The organism is Streptomyces sp. NPDC031100, from assembly GCF_055570785.1.
Map to the genome: position 1 here is coordinate 128,665 of NZ_JBVIGN010000004.1, position 15,823 is coordinate 144,487.

16 protein-coding genes and 1 pseudogene are annotated in these 15,823 nt (G+C 71.2%); 9 read left to right on the forward strand and 8 right to left on the reverse strand.

The window, feature by feature from the left end; all coding sequences use genetic code 11:
* The 3 genes from ACZ5DS_RS12460 to ACZ5DS_RS12470 all read left to right on the forward strand — a co-directional run.
* Window positions 1-1,685, forward strand: a 1,685-nt coding sequence (locus ACZ5DS_RS12460; protein ID WP_468236725.1) for a S1C family serine protease, incomplete at its 5' end; no start/stop codon positions are given.
* A gap of 102 nt (window positions 1,686-1,787) precedes the next feature.
* On the forward strand, window positions 1,788-2,231 hold the full coding sequence (locus ACZ5DS_RS12465) for a sec-independent translocase (protein WP_468236728.1): 444 nt from the start codon (window positions 1,788-1,790) through the stop codon (window positions 2,229-2,231).
* Between the two features lie 240 nt (window positions 2,232-2,471).
* A complete protein-coding gene (locus tag ACZ5DS_RS12470; protein ID WP_468236730.1) occupies window positions 2,472-3,131 on the forward strand; it encodes a hypothetical protein in 660 nt (219 codons plus the stop codon).
* Between the two features lie 80 nt (window positions 3,132-3,211).
* On the opposite strand, the gene ACZ5DS_RS12475 is transcribed toward ACZ5DS_RS12470, so the two are convergent.
* From ACZ5DS_RS12475 to ACZ5DS_RS12485, 3 genes are read right to left on the reverse strand one after another with little or no spacing between them, the layout of a single operon-like run.
* Window positions 3,212-4,345: an Mrp/NBP35 family ATP-binding protein gene (locus ACZ5DS_RS12475; RefSeq protein WP_468236733.1), complete on the reverse strand. Its 1,134-nt coding sequence runs from the start codon at window positions 4,343-4,345 to the stop codon at window positions 3,212-3,214.
* Between the two features lie 43 nt (window positions 4,346-4,388).
* A complete protein-coding gene (locus tag ACZ5DS_RS12480) occupies window positions 4,389-5,000 on the reverse strand; it encodes a DUF1003 domain-containing protein (RefSeq protein WP_468236736.1) in 612 nt (203 codons plus the stop codon).
* Window positions 4,990-6,297 carry a magnesium transporter MgtE N-terminal domain-containing protein gene (locus ACZ5DS_RS12485; RefSeq protein WP_468236738.1) on the reverse strand — a complete coding sequence of 436 codons (1,308 nt, stop codon included), beginning with the start codon at window positions 6,295-6,297 and terminating at the stop codon, window positions 4,990-4,992. The genes ACZ5DS_RS12480 and ACZ5DS_RS12485 overlap by 11 nt, the downstream gene beginning before the upstream one ends.
* Window positions 6,298-6,487: 190 nt before the next feature.
* Between ACZ5DS_RS12485 and ACZ5DS_RS12490 the strand changes: the two genes are divergently transcribed.
* A complete protein-coding gene (locus tag ACZ5DS_RS12490) occupies window positions 6,488-7,225 on the forward strand; it encodes a hypothetical protein (RefSeq protein WP_468236741.1) in 738 nt (245 codons plus the stop codon).
* A gap of 269 nt (window positions 7,226-7,494) precedes the next feature.
* On the opposite strand, the gene ACZ5DS_RS12495 is transcribed toward ACZ5DS_RS12490, so the two are convergent.
* Both ACZ5DS_RS12495 and ACZ5DS_RS12500 read right to left on the reverse strand, forming a co-directional pair.
* The gene (locus ACZ5DS_RS12495) at window positions 7,495-8,007 is read right to left on the reverse strand and encodes a hypothetical protein (RefSeq protein WP_468236744.1); all 513 of its coding nucleotides are present in this window, start codon (window positions 8,005-8,007) and stop codon (window positions 7,495-7,497) included.
* 23 nt (window positions 8,008-8,030) lie between these two features.
* Complete coding sequence (locus ACZ5DS_RS12500) at window positions 8,031-9,155, reverse strand: magnesium and cobalt transport protein CorA (RefSeq protein WP_468236746.1); 1,125 nt, start codon at window positions 9,153-9,155, stop codon at window positions 8,031-8,033.
* Between the two features lie 459 nt (window positions 9,156-9,614).
* Here ACZ5DS_RS12500 and ACZ5DS_RS12505 point away from each other — a divergent pair, with 459 nt between their 5' ends.
* From ACZ5DS_RS12505 to ACZ5DS_RS12520, 4 genes are all read left to right on the forward strand, one after another.
* Complete coding sequence (locus ACZ5DS_RS12505; protein WP_468236748.1) at window positions 9,615-10,199, forward strand: suppressor of fused domain protein; 585 nt, start codon at window positions 9,615-9,617, stop codon at window positions 10,197-10,199.
* A 198-nt stretch (window positions 10,200-10,397) separates the two neighbouring features.
* Complete coding sequence (locus tag ACZ5DS_RS12510; protein ID WP_468236751.1) at window positions 10,398-11,039, forward strand: DUF6758 family protein; 642 nt, start codon at window positions 10,398-10,400, stop codon at window positions 11,037-11,039.
* A 217-nt stretch (window positions 11,040-11,256) separates the two neighbouring features.
* Window positions 11,257-12,114: a PHP domain-containing protein gene (locus tag ACZ5DS_RS12515; RefSeq protein WP_468236753.1), complete on the forward strand. Its 858-nt coding sequence runs from the start codon at window positions 11,257-11,259 to the stop codon at window positions 12,112-12,114.
* A gap of 71 nt (window positions 12,115-12,185) precedes the next feature.
* Window positions 12,186-12,791: a MarC family protein gene (locus tag ACZ5DS_RS12520; protein ID WP_468236756.1), complete on the forward strand. Its 606-nt coding sequence runs from the start codon at window positions 12,186-12,188 to the stop codon at window positions 12,789-12,791.
* 42 nt (window positions 12,792-12,833) lie between these two features.
* Here the strand turns inward: ACZ5DS_RS12520 and ACZ5DS_RS12525 are convergent, their stop codons facing one another.
* Window positions 12,834-12,986 (reverse strand): hypothetical protein, encoded by a 153-nt coding sequence (locus ACZ5DS_RS12525; protein WP_330337947.1) that lies wholly within the window; start codon window positions 12,984-12,986, stop codon window positions 12,834-12,836.
* A 195-nt stretch (window positions 12,987-13,181) separates the two neighbouring features.
* On the opposite strand from ACZ5DS_RS12525, the gene ACZ5DS_RS12530 reads away from it, so the two are divergent.
* Entirely contained in the window at window positions 13,182-14,087 is a 906-nt protein-coding gene (locus ACZ5DS_RS12530) for an NYN domain-containing protein (RefSeq protein ID WP_468238184.1), read from the forward strand.
* 58 nt (window positions 14,088-14,145) lie between these two features.
* On the opposite strand, the gene ACZ5DS_RS12535 is transcribed toward ACZ5DS_RS12530, so the two are convergent.
* Window positions 14,146-15,021, reverse strand: coding sequence for an alpha/beta fold hydrolase (locus ACZ5DS_RS12535; RefSeq protein ID WP_468236759.1), 876 nt, complete (start codon window positions 15,019-15,021; stop codon window positions 14,146-14,148).
* A gap of 185 nt (window positions 15,022-15,206) precedes the next feature.
* A pseudogene (locus tag ACZ5DS_RS12540) lies at window positions 15,207-15,823 on the reverse strand (DEAD/DEAH box helicase); the annotation flags it as partial.

Below are 15,823 nucleotides of genomic sequence, written 5' to 3' on the forward strand. Positions count from 1 at the left end.
CGCCCGCGGCTCCGACGGCGCCTGCGCCCGAGGCTGCCAACGCTCCGGCGGCTTCCTCCGTACCGGCACCGGCCGCTTCCCAGGCGTCCGCCCAGGCGGGTCCGCTCGCGTCGGCTCACCTGGTCCCTTCCGCGTCCGTGCCCGCGCCCGCGGCTCCGACGGCGCCTGCGCCCGAGGCTGCCAACGCTCCGGCGGCTTCCTCCGTACCGGCACCGGCCGCTTCCCAGGCGTCCGCCCAGACGGGTCCGCTCGCGTCGGCTCACCTGGTTCCGCCCGCGTCCGTGCCCGCCCCTGCGGACCCGCATGCCCCTGCGCCCACAGCCGCTCCCCTGCAGCCGACACAGTCCGCACCGGCGGATGCAGGGCCGTTCGCGCCCGCGGGCGTTGCTGCGCACGCGCCGGTGGAGCAGGCCGGGCCGGGAGCCGGGGATCCGGCCGTGATCGGGGCGGAGACGGGGACCGGTGCCGATCCCTGGCGGCGGTACGACCCCTGGGCCGCTTCCGCTGATGGGCAGCAGCCGCTCGTGCACGGGCCGCTGCAGCAGACCGGTGCCGCGGTGCCCAGCGAGGAGCAGCGGCGTAAGCGGGGCAGGCGGATGCTCCTGGTGTGGACCCTGCTGGTCGCCGTCGTCTCCAGCGGCATCGGCGGGGTCGCCGGTGCCTATGTCGAGCGCGAGGGCGTGGGCGACGTACAGCTGCCGCAGGCCGGACGGGCGCCTGCGGGACGGGCGCCGGACAGTGTCGCCGGGATCGCCGCCCGGGCCCTGCCCAGCGTCGTCACGCTGCACGTGAGCGGCGAGGACGAGGCGGGCACCGGCACCGGCTTCGTGCTCGACACCCGCGGGCACATCCTCACCAACAACCATGTCGTCCAGCCCGCCGCATCCGGCGGCGAGATATCCGTGACCTTCAGCAGCGGCGACACCGCCAAGGCGAAGGTCGTCGGCCGCGACAGCGGATACGACCTGGCCGTCGTCCAGGTCACCGGCGTCCACGGGTTCACCCCCCTGCCCCTCGGCAACTCCGACGACGTCCAGGTCGGCGACCCGGTCGTCGCGATCGGCGCCCCCTTCGACCTGGCCAACACGGTCACCGCCGGCATCATCAGCGCCAAGGAGCGGCCCATCACGGCGGGCGGCGAGAAGGGCGACGGGAGCGACGTGTCGTACGTCGACGCGCTGCAGACCGACGCCCCCATCAACCCCGGCAACTCCGGCGGCCCCCTCCTTGACTCCCGGGGCCGGGCCATCGGCATCAACTCCGCCATCCGCTCGGCCGACGACGGCTCCGACTCCGGGGGCGGACAGGCCGGCTCCATCGGCCTCGGCTTCGCCATCCCCATCAACCAGGCCAGGCGGGTCGCCGAGGAACTGATCAACAAGGGCCGTGCCACCCACCCCGTCATCGGCGTCACCCTCGACATGGGCTACACCGGCGACGGCGCCCGCATCGACAGCAAGGCCCGCGACGGCGGCCCCGCCGTCACCAGCGGCGGCCCCGGCGACCGGGCCGGCCTCAGGGCGGGCGACGTCATCACCACGGTCGACGGACAGCGCGTCCACTCGGGCGAGGAGCTGATCGTCAGGATCCGCGCCCACCGGCCCGGCGACCGGCTGCGCCTGACGGTCGAACACGGCGGACAGCGGGAGGTCTCACTCGTGCTGGGCGCTTCGGAGCACAACTGACATCGCGCACAACTGACAGAAGTCTCACCTCGGGGCGGTACCGGTCTGTCAGCCGGGCCGGGTACCGTTGAGCGACCGAGGACATCGCAAGGGGAGCGTCAGGTGTTCAATGACATAGGACCACTCGAGCTGGTCACCATCATTGTGCTCGCCGTTCTCGTCTTCGGCCCGGACAAGCTCCCGAAGGTCATCCAGGACGTGATGAGCACGGTCCGGAAGATCCGCGAGTTCTCGGAGAGCGCGAAGCAGGACATCCGTAACGAGCTGGGTCCCGAGTTCAAGGACTTCGAGTTCGAGGACCTCAACCCCAAGACGTTCATCCGCAAGCAGCTGGACAACGACGATCTGGGGCTGAAGGAGATCCGCAACGGCTTCGACCTGAAGAAGGAGATGGCCGAGGTCACGGACGCGGTCCACAGCCGCGACAGCGAAGCCTCGTCCTCGCCTTCGTCCTCCTCCTCGTCCGGCGGGCGTGTCGACATGACCAAGAAGCCCGAGGACATCGGCAAGGACGAGCGCCCGCCCTTCGACGCCGACGCCACCTAGCGACCCCGAGACGCGCACCGAGCGGCGTACGTGACGCGTGTCATGGCGCGGCTCCGCCCAGCGCGCGTACCCGCCGTACGCGGCGCGTACAGGCCCCCTGCGCAACCCACGCGCCCGGCGCGTTCCCTGCTGCTCTCAGCGGTGTCGATATGCTGCCGAGTTGTTGTGCGGACCGGAGGAGTACGCCCGAAGGGGGGCGGGCAGCCCCGGTCCGACGAGAGCGAGGAGGCGTCGGGGCAGATGGAGACGAGTCGGGTGGGCGCGCAGGCGCCGGTCGCGGAGGGCGGACAGCAGTTCCCCTCCGCCCGGCGCACGGTGGACGGCTACCTCCAGGCGCCCTTCCCCTGGTACGGCCTCGACGAGGCGTTCACGGGGCCGCGCTGGCTGATGCAGGTGGGTACGGCGGCCGACGGTGCCGTCGAGCACGGGTCGATCGGGCACGGCGACGAGCCCACCGTCCGCAACGAGGCCGGCTCCGCCGAGCCGCGGGAGAAGTACGCGGTCGTGGTCACGGTCGCGGCGAATCCGTCCCGGCGGAGTGCCGACGGTACGGGGCTGCTGGAGGCGACGTCGGTGTCCTCGGCGGCGTGGCTGGCGGGGGTGGGGCTGTTGTCGTTCACCTGGCCGGGGCAGATGGACCACAGTCTGCGGGACAACTGGCTGGAGCAGCAGACGGAGACCGCGTGGGCCTTGGCCGACGATCTCGAGGGGCCCGAGTGGTCCACGCTGTCACTTCCGGTGGACGGGGTGCCCATGCCCTTCCATTACCGGGAGTCGGAGTTCGGGTGGGTGCTGGCCGGTTCCACCGGGGCGGGCGTGCATCTGGGGGCTTACGGGCGGGGGATGAGCGCGTACGGTCTTGGGTTCGCCGTCGTGAAGGACATCACCGCTTACGCCTAGCCGGCGGGATCAGCAGAAAAGGGGCGCCGGTGTCTTCGGCGCCCCTTCGCCCTGCTGTCTGTCGCGGCGTTGAAAAGCCCTCAGAACTTGTTCTTGGGAGTGAGCCCCAGTGACAGGCCCGACAGGCCCCGCTGGCGTCCTCCCAGCTTGCCCGCGATGGCTCGCAGGGCCGAGCCCGCCGGGGAGTCGGGGTCGGTGAGGACCACCGGCTTGCCCTCGTCGCCGCCCTCGCGGAGGCGGACGTCGATGGGGATGTTGCCGAGGACGGGGACGGACGTGCCCGTCGTGCGGGTCAGGCCGTCCGCCACCAGCTGGCCGCCGCCCGTGCCGAAGACGTCGACCATCTCGCCGCAGTGCGGGCAGGGCAGGCCGGACATGTTCTCGACCACGCCGACGATCTTCTGGTGGGTCTGGACGGCGATGGCGCCGGCCCGCTCGGCCACCTCGGCGGCGGCCTGCTGAGGCGTCGTCACGACCAGGATCTCGGCATTCGGGATCAGCTGCGCGACCGAGATGGCGATGTCGCCGGTGCCGGGCGGCAGGTCCAGCAGCAGGACGTCCAGGTCGCCCCAGTACACGTCGGCGAGGAACTGCTGGAGCGCGCGGTGCAGCATCGGGCCGCGCCAGACGACGGGGGCGTTGCCCGGGGTGAACATGCCGATCGAGATGACCTTCACGCCGTTCGCGGACGGCGGCATGATCATGTTCTCGACCTGGGTCGGACGGCCGTCCGCGCCCAGCATGCGCGGCACCGAGTGGCCGTAGATGTCGGCGTCCACGACACCGACCTTCAGGCCGTCGGCCGCCATCGCCGCCGCCAGGTTCACCGTCACCGAGGACTTGCCGACGCCGCCCTTGCCGGAGGCGACCGCGTAGACCCGGGTGAGGTTGCCCGGCTTGGCGAAGGGGACCTCGCGCTCGGCCTGGCCGCCGCGCAGGGCCGAGGCCAGCTCCTTGCGCTGCTCGTCGCTCATCACGTCCAGCGTGACGTCGACCCGGGTGACGCCCTCGACCCGGGAGACCGCCTCGGTGACGCGCTGGGTGATCGTCTCGCGCATGGGGCAGCCGGAGACCGTCAGGTACACGGTGACCGCGACCGCGCCGTCCTCCCCGATCTCCACCGATTTGACCATCCCCAGCTCGGTGATGGGTCGGTTGATCTCGGGGTCGTTCACCGTCGACAGTGCCTCGCGCACCGCGTCTTCCGTAGCCATAAGGACGATGGTACGGCGCGTGGAGGTGCCTCCGGGTAGCCCTTCAGCGGTCGTCTGCATCACGTCCCGGCGACCGATCCGACCGTTCCGCCGGGAATACGACATGGCCGGGATGCCCGTCGGGGCGCGCCCGTTCCTCCATGTCCTTGACCCAGTCCTGCAGCTCGGAGCGGATCCAGTCGCGGGTGGCCACCTCGCCCAGGCCCGTACGCAGCGCGGCGACCTCCCGGGTCAGGTACTCGGTGTCGGCGATGGACCGCTCGTTCTGCTTGCGGTCCTGCTCCAGGTTGACCCGGTCGCGGTCGTCCTGCCTGTTCTGCGCGAGCAGGATCAGCGGGGCCGCGTAGGAGGCCTGCAGGGACAGCATCAGGGTCAGGAAGATGAACGGGTAGTTGTCGAAGCGCAGCAACGGCGGTGCGAAGATGTTCCACAGCACCCACAGGATGATCACGACCGTCATCCAGACCAGGAACCGCCCGGTGCCGATGAAGCGGGCGATCCGCTCCGACAGCCGCCCGAAGGCCTCCGGGTCCCACTCGGGCAGGATCCGGCGCCGCGGTGGGCGCGGCTGGTCCAGGCGGGGTGTGCGCTGCCGGGTGGCGGCCGTGGCGCCCACCGGAGTGCGTTCGCGGGTGCTCTCACGCTCAGGAGCCATGGGCATTCGCCCCCTCGCTCGTCGCCCCGTTCTCGTCGTTCAGATGGAACTCGGTCTCCCGCCAGTCTTCGGGCAGCATGTGGTCGAGGACGTCGTCCACGGTGACCGCGCCGAGCAGCGACCCGGACTCGTCCACCACGGGCGCGGCGACCATGTCGTACGTGGCGAAGAACCCGGCGATGACGGGGAGGGTGGCGTCCGGCTCCAGGGGCTGCAGGTCGTCGTCGGCGACCAGCGAGCTGACCAGGGTGTACGGCGGGTCGCGCAGCAGCCGCTGGAAGTGGACGGTGCCCAGGTACTTGCCGGTCGGGGTCTCGTCGGGCGGGCGGCAGACGTAGACCTGGGCGGCGAGGGCGGGGGAGAGGTCCGGGTTGCGGACCCGGGCCAGCGCGTCGGCGACGGTGGCGTCGGGGCGCAGCACGATCGGCTCGGTGGTCATCAGACCGCCCGCGGTGTGCTCCTCGTACGACATCAGGCGCCGCATCTCGGCCGCGTCGGCGGGCTGCATCAGGCTCAGCAGCCGCTCCTTGTCGTCCTCGGGCAGCTCGGACAGCAGGTCGGCCGCGTCGTCGGGGTCCATGGCCTCCAGGACGTCCGCCGCGCGCTCCTCCTTCAGCTTGCCGAGGATCTCGATCTGGTCGTCCTCGGGCAGCTCCTCGAGGACGTCGGCGAGGCGGTCGTCGTCCAGGGCGGCGGCGACCTCGGCGCGGCGCTTGGCGGAGAGGTGGTGCAGCACGTTGGCGAGGTCGGCGGGGCGCAGCTGCTCGAAGGTGGCGAGCAGGCTCTCGGCGCCCTGTCCGTGCTCCTCCAGCGAGAAGCCGGTGACGGCCGACCACTCCACGGTGAGCGTCTCGCCCTTGGCCCGCCGGAAGGCGCCGCCCTTCTTCCCCCGCCGGACGAAGACGCGGTCGACCTCCCAGTCCCGGCGGGCCGGCAGCTGCTGCACGGACACGTCGAGGACCGTGACCTCCTCGTCGGTCTCCGCCAGCTTCACCCGCCGGTCCAGCAGCTCCCCGAAGACCAGCCGCTCGGTGGGGCGCTGTTCGAAGCGGCGCACGTTGACCACGCCGGTGGTGATGACCTGCCCGGACTCGATGCCGGTCACCCGGGTCATGGGCAGGAAGATACGGCGCCGGGTGGACAGTTCGACGACCAGACCGAGCACGCGCGGGGGCCGTCGTCCGACGCGCAGCATGACGACCACATCGCGTACGCGACCCACCTGGTCGCCGGTCGGATCGAAGACGGGGACCCCGGCGAGGTGCGAGACGAAGATCCGGGGGGCACCGGCTGCCATGGTTGTGCTTCCTTTGCTCGCATTGCGCGGGATTTGCTGTTTTCTGCCCGCTCGCGTGCGCTTCAGGCTAGCCCGTACCGATCGGATACGCCCTGGTGAGCGGTCCGGACGGACTGGCTCCATCGCGCGCGCAGGGCCCCGGTACGCTGCGGTACGCCGCTCAGGACCCGTCAGAAAGGCAGCCCCACCTGTGACTGCGATTCCCCAGGGCCGTACCCGCCGGGCCGCGCTGGTGGGTGCGACATGCGCACTGGCCGTGTCGGGAGCGATGGTGCTGACGGGGTGCAGCGAGGATCCGGACGCGGGGACCAACGGGGTCGGCAAGCTGTCGGCCGACCGGATCCAGGCGAAGACCCGGGCCGCGGCGGACGCGGCGAGCACGGTGCGGCTGTCCGGCACCGTGGTCACCAGCGGCCGTACCTACAAGCTGGACATGCGGCTGAAGGCCGACGGCGGCACCGGCTCGGTCACGTCCCAGGGCGCCACGTTCGGGTTGCTGCGGGTCGGCAAGCAGCTGTATCTGAAGGCCGACGCGGACTTCTGGAACCACGACGACGGGGACACGAAGGCGGCCGGCAAGCTCGACGGCAAGTACGTCAAGGTGCCGCAGGGCGATCCCGCCTACAAGAAGTTCAGCGGCTTCACGGACAAGACCGTCCTCCTGGACGGGCTGCTCACGCTGCACGGCAAGCTGGCGACGGACGGCCACCACGATCAGTCCGGCACCCGCACCATCCGCATCACCGGCGACGCCGGCTCCGGCGGCACCCTCGACGTCTCCCTCGAGGGCAAGCCCTACCCGCTCCGCCTGGTCCGGGCCGGCAGCGCAGGAACGCTCCGCTTCTCGGACTGGGGCCAGGACTTCGCCGTCAAGGAGCCGGCGAAGTCGGAGACGGTGGATTACGGCAAGCAGCTGCCGACGTCCTAGGGACTGGTGGTGCCGAACTCTCCTCAGAGCCTGTGTCATATCCCCGGCCGGGCGCGCGACGCCTGGCACGCACTCCCCCACTGCCTTAAGGGCGTGGGGGGACCCCCAGCCGCGTTGCCGAACCACCCACGTGGCTCCTCCCCCACGCTCGGCTTCGCTCGCGCGGGGGCACCCCCATCGAGGGCGCTCCGGCGCCTTGCGATCGCACGCACCAGACGCCGCGCGCTGATCCGACCGGGGATATGACACAGGCTCTCAGGCCTGAGGCGTTACTTCTTCCGCCGCTTCGCCAGCAGCTTCGGCAGGCCGGCCGGGATCGGCCGACGCGTCGTCGCCGGGGACGGCAGGGGAGGTGACGCCAGGCTGTCGGAAGGCAACGGCACCGAAGACCCCGCCGGCACCAGGCGGAGCACCCTGCACTCGCGCGCCCAGCGGCCCGGCATCTCCTCGCCGTCGGGGGCGTTCAGCCGCTTCCCCTTCAGCTCGGCCACCGCCGCCTCCCACTCCGGCGAGCCGGAGGCCAGCTCGGACACGGTCGCCGACCAGGTCACCAGCCGGCCGCCCTTGTCCTTGCTGCGTACGGTCACCTCGGCCGAGCCGCCGTCGGTGAGACCCGTCAGCGGCTGCTCTCCGGGCCCGTCGCCGACCAGGCACACGGCACCCTCGTGCCACACGTGCCACAGCGCACGCGCCGCCGGGGCGTCGGCACCCTTGACCCAGATGAGGCCGGACTTCTTGCTGGCCTCCTCGATGAGGGCCAGGTCGAGCAGCTCGCTTGTCATGCGCCCAGACTATCCGGGCACGCTCACAGCCAGCCGTTGCGCTTCAGCGTGCGGTGGATGCCCAGACACAGGGCGGCCGTGATGCCCATGATCACCGGGTAGCCGTACTTCCAGTGCAGCTCGGGCATGTACGTGAAGTTCATGCCGTACACCCCGCACACCATCGTCGGTACGGCGATGATCGCGGCCCATGCGGTGATCTTGCGCATGTCCTCGTTCTGCGCGACGGACGCCTGCGCCAGGTTGGCCTGGAGGATGGAGTTGAGCAGCTCGTCGAAGCCCATGACCTGCTCCTGGACCCGGGCGAGGTGGTCGGCGACGTCCCGGAAGTACTTCTGGATGTCCGGGTCGACCAGCCGCATCGGCCGCTCGCTCAGCAGCTGCATCGGCCGCAGCAGCGGAGCCACCGCCCGCTTGAACTCCAGCACCTCGCGCTTGAGTTGGTAGATCCGCGCCGAGTCCACACCGCGCGAGACGCCGCCCCGGCGGCCCGGCGAGAAGACCTCGGTCTCCACCTCGTCGATGTCGTCCTGCACGGCGTCGGCGACCGCGATGTAGCCGTCAACGACATGGTCGGCGATGGCGTGCAGCACGGCCGAGGGGCCCTTCGCGAGCAGCTCGGGGTCGTCCTGCAGCCGGTGGCGCAGCGCCCGCAGCGAGCCCTGGCCGCCGTGCCGGACGGTGATGAAGAAGTCCCGGCCGGTGAAGCACATGACCTCGCCGGTCTCGACCACCTCGCTGTTGGCGGTCAGCTCGTCGTGCTCGACGTAGTGGATGGTCTTGAAGACGGTGAAGAGCGAGTCGTCGTACCGCTCCAGCTTGGGCCGCTGGTGGGCCTGGACCGCGTCCTCGACGGCCAGCGGGTGCAGCCCGAACTCGGCGGCGATACCGGCGAATTCCGCCTCGGTGGGCTCGTGCAGGCCGATCCACACGAACCCGCCGTCGCGGCGCACCAGCCGCATCGCCTCGTGCGGCGTCAGCGGCCCCCCGCTCTGCACGCGGGCGCCGTCGCGGTAGACGGCGCAGTCCACGACGGCCGAGGGCGTGCCGGGGTCGCGCGTGGTGTCGTACGGCGCGCTCGTCTCCTTGCGCAGCGACGGACGGGCCGAGGGGCGGACCGCGGCACGCAGGTCACGGATCATCGACATGGGCAGGCTCCTTCGCGGGCGAGCAGCGAGAGCGCGCGGCAACGGGTGGAACTACCCGGAATGGGGACGTCCTGACTGCGGATGTTTGGCACGTCCACAAAGCGGGGAGCACCGCACCGTCGCGGTGGCGACTTCGCTACTGATGCAGAACTGATTCAGGTCAGACGGATCAGGCAAAGCGAGACGAAAGTGCTCTTCCGAACGACGAAGCGAGCGTGAAGGCGGCAGCCAGCCAGGAACTACATCAGCAGCCGGAAGAGCGAGTGGTACTGCACGGTCGACTTCGATCCATGACAGCCCCACCTCCTCCGGCCGGTCCCTCGTAAGGGAGTCTCATCGGCGTCGGGACTCGATAGCGACGCTTCTGCGTGCTGCCCCGAACCACCGGCTCAGCCTAGCAGCAGCCTTTGGTGTCAAGGCGCCGCTTTGCCCGCTACTGACGAGATCTATGCTCACCGCATGGTTGATGTTCTTCCTCTGGTCGAGGCGCGGTTGACCACCGCGCTGGGTGAACCGGACGCGCGGGCCGCGGTCACCTTCCTCGGTACCGACCGCGTCGAGGTGCTCCGCTTCCACGAGGGGGATGTGGTCCGTTACGCCTCGCTCGGCATGTCCGCGCACCCCATGACGGACCCCACGGCGATGCTCGCCGACCCCGTCAAGGGCCCCCGCGCCGAGCTGGTCCTGTCGGTCCGTGCGGGCCTCGCGGACACCGACAAGGTGCTCCGCCCGCTCGCCGTGCTCGCCGCGTCCCCGCAGGTGGAGGGCGTCGTCGTGGCCCCCGGCGCCTCCCTGGACGTGGGCGGGCCGCTGTGGCCCGGAGCCCCCTTCACCTCGGTCCTGGTGGGCGAGCCCGGCGGGCTCGTGGAGGACCTGGAGCTGGACGATCCGATGGATCCCGTACGGTTCCTGCCGCTGCTGCCGATGACGCCGAACGAGGCGGCCTGGAAGCGGGTGCACGGCGCGGGAGCCCTTCAGGAGCGCTGGCTCGCGAACGGCACGGACCTGAGGGATCCCGCCCGCAGAGCCGTCCCGCTCGACTGATCCCCAAGTGACCGATCTCACCAACGCAAGGCTGGATTCGGCCAGTTGGCGAAGACGGTTGGTTGTGCAGCAGTGAGTCGGGACGACTGATTGGTGCAGGGTGCATCTAGTCTTCCCTGGTGGGGTGGGCTCGCGCGTTCCGTCCGGACGGGTGATCGTCCTTGACGCGGGCCGATCGGGGTAGGACCGTGGAGCCCTATGAGGGGCGAACCCAGTTGCCCGAAGTGTGGTGGCCGGGTCAGGGCTCCCGGACTCTTCGCCGATTCCTGGCAGTGTGATGTGCACGGGACGGTGCAGCCGCTCCAGCCCGTGATCCCGCCCAGCGTCGAGGCGCTCAACGTCGTGGTGCACCGCACGCAGGTCCCGGTGTGGATGCCGTGGCCGCTGCCGGTCGGGTGGCTGTTCACCGGCGTGACCTACGCCGGGGACGACCGCAGCGGAGGTCGTGCCACCGCTGTGGCCTGCTCCGGTCCCGGCCCGCTGGGCGGCATGGGTGAGCTGATCCTCGTCGCCGAGGAACTCGGCGTCGGACTCGGCGCGTGGTACGCGGGCATCGACGGGCCGGACCCCGGGGCGTACATGAACGTCGAGAAGCCGCCCCAGGCCAAGGTCCTGGCCGCCGGCCGTCCGACCCCGCTCTGGCATGTCTACCGCGCCCCTGACGACCGCGCCGTTTTCGCCGGCGAGGCCCTGGGGCTGTGGCTGTGGGCGGTCGTCTGGCCCGAGAAGGCGGGGCTGCTCATGTACGACGAGCTGGTGCTGACGGATCTGCGCGATGCCGGGGCGGAGTTGGATCTGGTGCCGTGTGGGGCGTTGTCGCCGCGCTTGCTCAAACCGTAGGGCGGGATGGGTTCGGGGTGGTGCTGGTTGGTGCCCGGGTGCGGGTGCGTTGTGGCTGGGCGCGCCCGCGCGGCGGAGCCGCACATCGACACGGCCCCGCGCCCCTAGGGAGGCATCTGTAGGGGGTGCTTCTGGGGTGCGGTTGTGACAGGGCATCGCTGTCCTGCCGCTATCCTTAGGTGTCCCCTTCCGTCCGTCACCGCCTGGAGTCTGCGTCGTGCGCATCGATCTGCACTGCCACTCCACGGCCTCCGACGGCACGGACACCCCGGCCGAGCTGGTGCGCAAGGCCGGTGCTGCCGGTCTGGACATCGTCGCGCTGACCGACCACGACACCACCCGCGGGTACGCCGAGGCGATCGGCGCGCTGCCCGAGGGGCTCACGCTGGTGACCGGGGCCGAGCTGTCCTGCCGTATCGACGGCATCTCCATGCACATGCTGGCCTACCTCTTCGACCCCGAGGAGCCCGCCCTGCTCGCCGAGCGCGAGCTGGTCCGGGACGACCGGGTGCCGCGGGCCCGGGCCATGGTCGCCAAGCTGGACGCGCTGGGCGTGCCGGTCACCTGGGAGCAGGTCGAGCGGATCGCCGCCGGCGGCTCCGTGGGGCGTCCGCATGTCGCCAGCGCGCTCGTCGAGCTGGGCGTGGTGCCCACGGTGAGCGATGCGTTCACCGAGGAGTGGCTGGCCGACGGCGGCCGGGCCTTCGTGGAGAAGCACGAGACCGACCCCTTCGAGGCGATCCGGCTGATCAAGGGTGCGGGCGGCGTGGCCGTCTTCGCGCACCCCGCCGCCGCCAAGCGCGGCCGTACGGTGCCGGAGTCCGCGATCGCCGAGATGGCCGCGGCCGGTCTGGACGGCATCGAGGTCGACCATATGGACCACGACGCCGACGCCCGGACCCGGCTGCGGGACCTCGCGAAGGAGCTGGGACTGCTGGTCACGGGGTCCTCGGACTACCACGGCAGCCGCAAGAGCGTGTCGCTCGGCGAGTACACGACGGACCCCGAGGTGTACGGGGAGATCATCCGGCGGGCCACCGGCGCGTTCCCCGTCCCGGGCACCGGCGGGGTCTGAGACCCTCGGGGTTCGACCCCGCGCCAGCTCACGCCCGTTTCCCCTCTTCCTGCAAGGCCTGTACTTCCCCCATGTTCGACGTCGCCGTCTTCGGTTCCCTGTTCCTGACCCTTTTTGTCATCATGGATCCCCCGGGGATCACCCCGATCTTCCTCGCGCTGACCGCGGGGCGCCCCGCCAAGGTGCAGAGGCGGATGGCCTTCCAGGCCGTCTGTGTGGCGGGCGGGGTCATCACGGTCTTCGGCCTGCTGGGCCACCAGATCCTGAACTATCTGCACGTCTCCGTCCCCGCGCTGATGATCGCGGGTGGTCTGCTGCTTCTGCTGATCGCGCTCGACCTGCTCACCGGCAAGACCGACGAGCCGAAGCAGACCAAGGACGTGAACGTAGCCCTCGTGCCGCTGGGCATGCCGCTGCTGGCGGGGCCCGGTGCCATCGTGTCCGTGATCCTGGCCGTGCAGAAGGCCGGCAGTGTGGCCACGCAGGTCTCGGTGTGGTCCGCGATCCTCGCGATCCACGTCGTGCTGTGGCTGGTGATGCGGTACTCGCTGCTGATCATCCGGGTCATCAAGGACGGCGGCGTGGTCCTCGTGACGCGGCTCGCGGGCATGATGCTCTCCGCGATCGCGGTACAGCAGATCATCAACGGCGTCACTCAGGTGATCCGGGGGAGCTGAGCATCGGCTCGGCTCCCCCGGAAAGCTTGAGTGGCGTGCGCCTTACGAGGCCGGGGTCTCGGCCGGGCGGATCCACAGCCGCTGCCCTATCGCGGCGGCCTGCTGAACGATCCGGTTGACGGAGGCGGCGTCCACGACGGTGCTGTCGACGGTGGTGCCGTCGACCTCGTCGAGTCGCATGATTTCGAAGCGCATGGCTTCTCCCTTCGTCTGGTCATCCTCCTGCGGAGAACTACTGGTGTGTTGTGCGTACGCTTGAGTCAACGGGCTGCACGCTACAAACATTCCCTACGCTAAAGAAATTTTTCGACCGGCTAATTACTGACACGTAAGCAGCTCGTTACCGGACTGACCGGGGCCGGTTGTGTTCGTAGCGTGACCGCCGGGACAATGGAAGCGATGAACGACGACCTGGCGGCCCTCTCCGCCCGCATCGACCGCACCAACGAGCTGCTGCAGCGCATGCTCGCCGAGGTGGCGAAGACGCCCTCGACGCACGCGATCTTCGTCGACGCGGGATACCTCTACGCGGCCGCGGGCCGGCTCGTCGCCGGGACGGAGGACCGGCGTGCCTTCGACCTCGACGCCGAGGGCCTGATCGACGCGCTCATCGACAGGGCCCGCACGATCTTCGCGGACAGCCGGTTGCTGCGCGTCTACTGGTACGACGGCGCCCGCCGCCGCATCCACACCGCCGAGCAGCAGTCCATCGCCGAACTGCCCGACGTCAAGGTCCGCCTCGGCAACCTCAACGCCAACAACCAGCAGAAGGGCGTCGATTCACTGATCCGCTCCGACCTGGAGTCCCTGGCCCGCCACCGCGCCATCAGCGACGCGGCGCTCCTCGGCGGCGACGAGGACCTGGTGTCGGCGGTGGAGGCGGCGCAGGGCTACGGCGCCCGGGTCCACCTGTGGGGCATCGAGGCCCCTGAGGGTCGCAACCAGGCGGAGCCCCTCCTCTGGGAGGTCGACAGCCAGCGCACCCTCGACCTGGAGTTCTTCAAGCCGTATGTGACCCGGCGTACGGCGGCGGCCTACGAGGCGGCGGGCGCGGCCCGGCCGACGCGCGAGGACGTCCGGTTCGTGGGAGCGCAGATCGCGGCGAAGTGGCTCGCGGCGCGCGGCCGCGACGCCCTCGTGGAGCTCCTGCCCGGCCACCCCTACCTGCCCGGCTCCGTCGACCAGGACCTGCTGGTGGAGGCCGAGGGCCTGCTCCAGTACTCCCTGCGCGGCCAGGCGGACCTGCGCCGCGCCCTCAGGGACGGCTTCTGGGAGCACCTGCGGACGCAGTACTAGCCCGCCTCGCCGTTCGTCACTGGTCCGCCCCGGTGCTCGTCGCCGGTGGCCGCCGTTCTCAGCCCGGGTGCTCGTCCCAGAAGTCGGCGATCGCGCGTGCCGTGTCGAGCGGGCGGTCGGTGTTGGGCGAGTGCTCGGCCCCGTCGATGACGGACCGGCGCGCCCCGAGCCGTGCAGCCATCTCGTCGAGCAGCGTCAGCGGCCAGGTGTCGTCCAGCGCGCCCGACAGCACGTGGAACGGCATCGGTACGGCGGCCAGTTCGGCGACGCGGTCCGGCTCGGTGCACAGCTGGCGTCCGGTGGCGAGGAGTTGGGCGGGCTTGTTGCGCAGCCAGCGACGCCGCAGATCCTCCCGGCCGACCAGGCCGCCGTCGAGCCGGCCCGTGTCGGTCTCCTCGGGCGGCTCCATCGCCTGCATCGCGTCCCACACCTCGGCCATCGTCATCACGCCGAGCGCGTCCCGGAGCAGCTTCACGCGCTGCTGCTGGGAGACCGAGATCTGTGCCGGACCCGAGGCCATCAGGGTGAGGGACCGAAACGGGGAGTGGTCGACCAGCACGGCCGCACGCGAGATCTGCCCGCCGAGCGAGTGCCCCAGCAGATGCACGGGCGTCCCGACCGCCTCCGCCTGCGCCAGCACGTCCCGGGCCAACTCCTCCTGTGCGTAGGCGGATTCGTCGTGCTCGGGCCCGTCGGACTCGAACTGTCCGCGCCCGTCCACGGCCACGGTCCGGTATCCGCGCTCGGCCAGCGGCACATGCAGCGGATTGAAGTCCTCCTTGCTCCCGGTGAACCCCGGCAGCAGCAGCGCGACGCCCCTGGGCTCGACCCCGTCGGCCACGGGCGCGTCGACGACGGCGAACTCACCGCGCGCGGTCCGCAGGGAGTACGCACGGGCACCGGGGGGCGGGACGAAGGTGGCAGGCCTGCTCATGGGGAGAGGCTATCGGGCGTGCGGACCGGGCGGAGGCGGGGGGAGCAAGCCGGCGGCCCGGTCCCACAGAGGGGGCCGGGCCGCCAGGTTATGCCGCTATGCCGTTGTGCTGTTCGGTTGTCGTGCCGATGCGCCGACGGGCCGATGGTGCCTCAGAAGGCCGAACCGTCAGTCCGATCCGCCGGTCAGGCCTCGGCAGCCTCCACGGCCGCCGTCGCCTTCCGCGTCCGGCGCGCCTTCGGCGCCGCCTCCACGGCCTCGGCGGCGGGCGCCGTGGCCTTGCGGGTACGGCGCGGCTTGACCTCCGGCTCCCCGGTGGCCTGCGCCGGAATCTCCGGAGTGGCCGCCTCGGCAACGGCCTTGCGGGTCCGCCGCACCTTGGGCGCGGCCACCTCGACCCCGTCCACCGCGGTTTCGGCGGCGGCAGCGGCCTTGCGGGTGCGTCGCGGCTTGGCCTCGGCCTCCGGCTCAACGGCCTCCGGAGAGGCGGCCGTCTTGCGGCGGCGCGGCTTGACTTCGGCCTCCGCTTCGACGGTCTCCGGCGCCGTGGCAGCCGTCTTGCGCGTGCGGCGCGGCTTGGCCTCCGTGCCCTCGGCCGTGTCCACGGCGGCTTCGGCGGTCGCGGCGGCCTTGCGGGTGCGTCGCGGCTTGGCCTCGGCCTCCGTCTCGACGGCCTCCGGCGTGGCGGCGGTCGCCTTGCGCGTGCGGCGCGGCTTGGTCTCGGTCTCCGTCTCCACCGCTTCCGGGGCGGTGGCCGCGGTCTTGCGGGTGCGGCGGGGCTTGGTCGCCGGGGCGGCGGCCT

Excerpts from the sequence above, each read along its gene's own strand:
- ACZ5DS_RS12470 (WP_468236730.1), top strand. The coding sequence starts at position 2,472 with ATGGAGACGAGTCGGGTGGGCGCGCAGGCGCCGGTCGCGGAGGGCGGA.
- ACZ5DS_RS12475 (WP_468236733.1), bottom strand. The coding sequence starts at position 4,345 with ATGGCTACGGAAGACGCGGTGCGCGAGGCACTGTCGACGGTGAACGAC.
- ACZ5DS_RS12480 (WP_468236736.1), bottom strand. The coding sequence starts at position 5,000 with ATGGCTCCTGAGCGTGAGAGCACCCGCGAACGCACTCCGGTGGGCGCC.
- ACZ5DS_RS12485 (WP_468236738.1), bottom strand. The coding sequence starts at position 6,297 with ATGGCAGCCGGTGCCCCCCGGATCTTCGTCTCGCACCTCGCCGGGGTC.
- ACZ5DS_RS12495 (WP_468236744.1), bottom strand. The coding sequence starts at position 8,007 with ATGACAAGCGAGCTGCTCGACCTGGCCCTCATCGAGGAGGCCAGCAAG.
- ACZ5DS_RS12500 (WP_468236746.1), bottom strand. The coding sequence starts at position 9,155 with ATGTCGATGATCCGTGACCTGCGTGCCGCGGTCCGCCCCTCGGCCCGT.
- ACZ5DS_RS12505 (WP_468236748.1), top strand. The coding sequence starts at position 9,615 with ATGGTTGATGTTCTTCCTCTGGTCGAGGCGCGGTTGACCACCGCGCTG.
- ACZ5DS_RS12510 (WP_468236751.1), top strand. The coding sequence starts at position 10,398 with ATGAGGGGCGAACCCAGTTGCCCGAAGTGTGGTGGCCGGGTCAGGGCT.
- ACZ5DS_RS12520 (WP_468236756.1), top strand. The coding sequence starts at position 12,186 with ATGTTCGACGTCGCCGTCTTCGGTTCCCTGTTCCTGACCCTTTTTGTC.
- ACZ5DS_RS12525 (WP_330337947.1), bottom strand. The coding sequence starts at position 12,986 with ATGCGCTTCGAAATCATGCGACTCGACGAGGTCGACGGCACCACCGTC.
- ACZ5DS_RS12530 (WP_468238184.1), top strand. The coding sequence starts at position 13,182 with ATGGAAGCGATGAACGACGACCTGGCGGCCCTCTCCGCCCGCATCGAC.
- ACZ5DS_RS12535 (WP_468236759.1), bottom strand. The coding sequence starts at position 15,021 with ATGAGCAGGCCTGCCACCTTCGTCCCGCCCCCCGGTGCCCGTGCGTAC.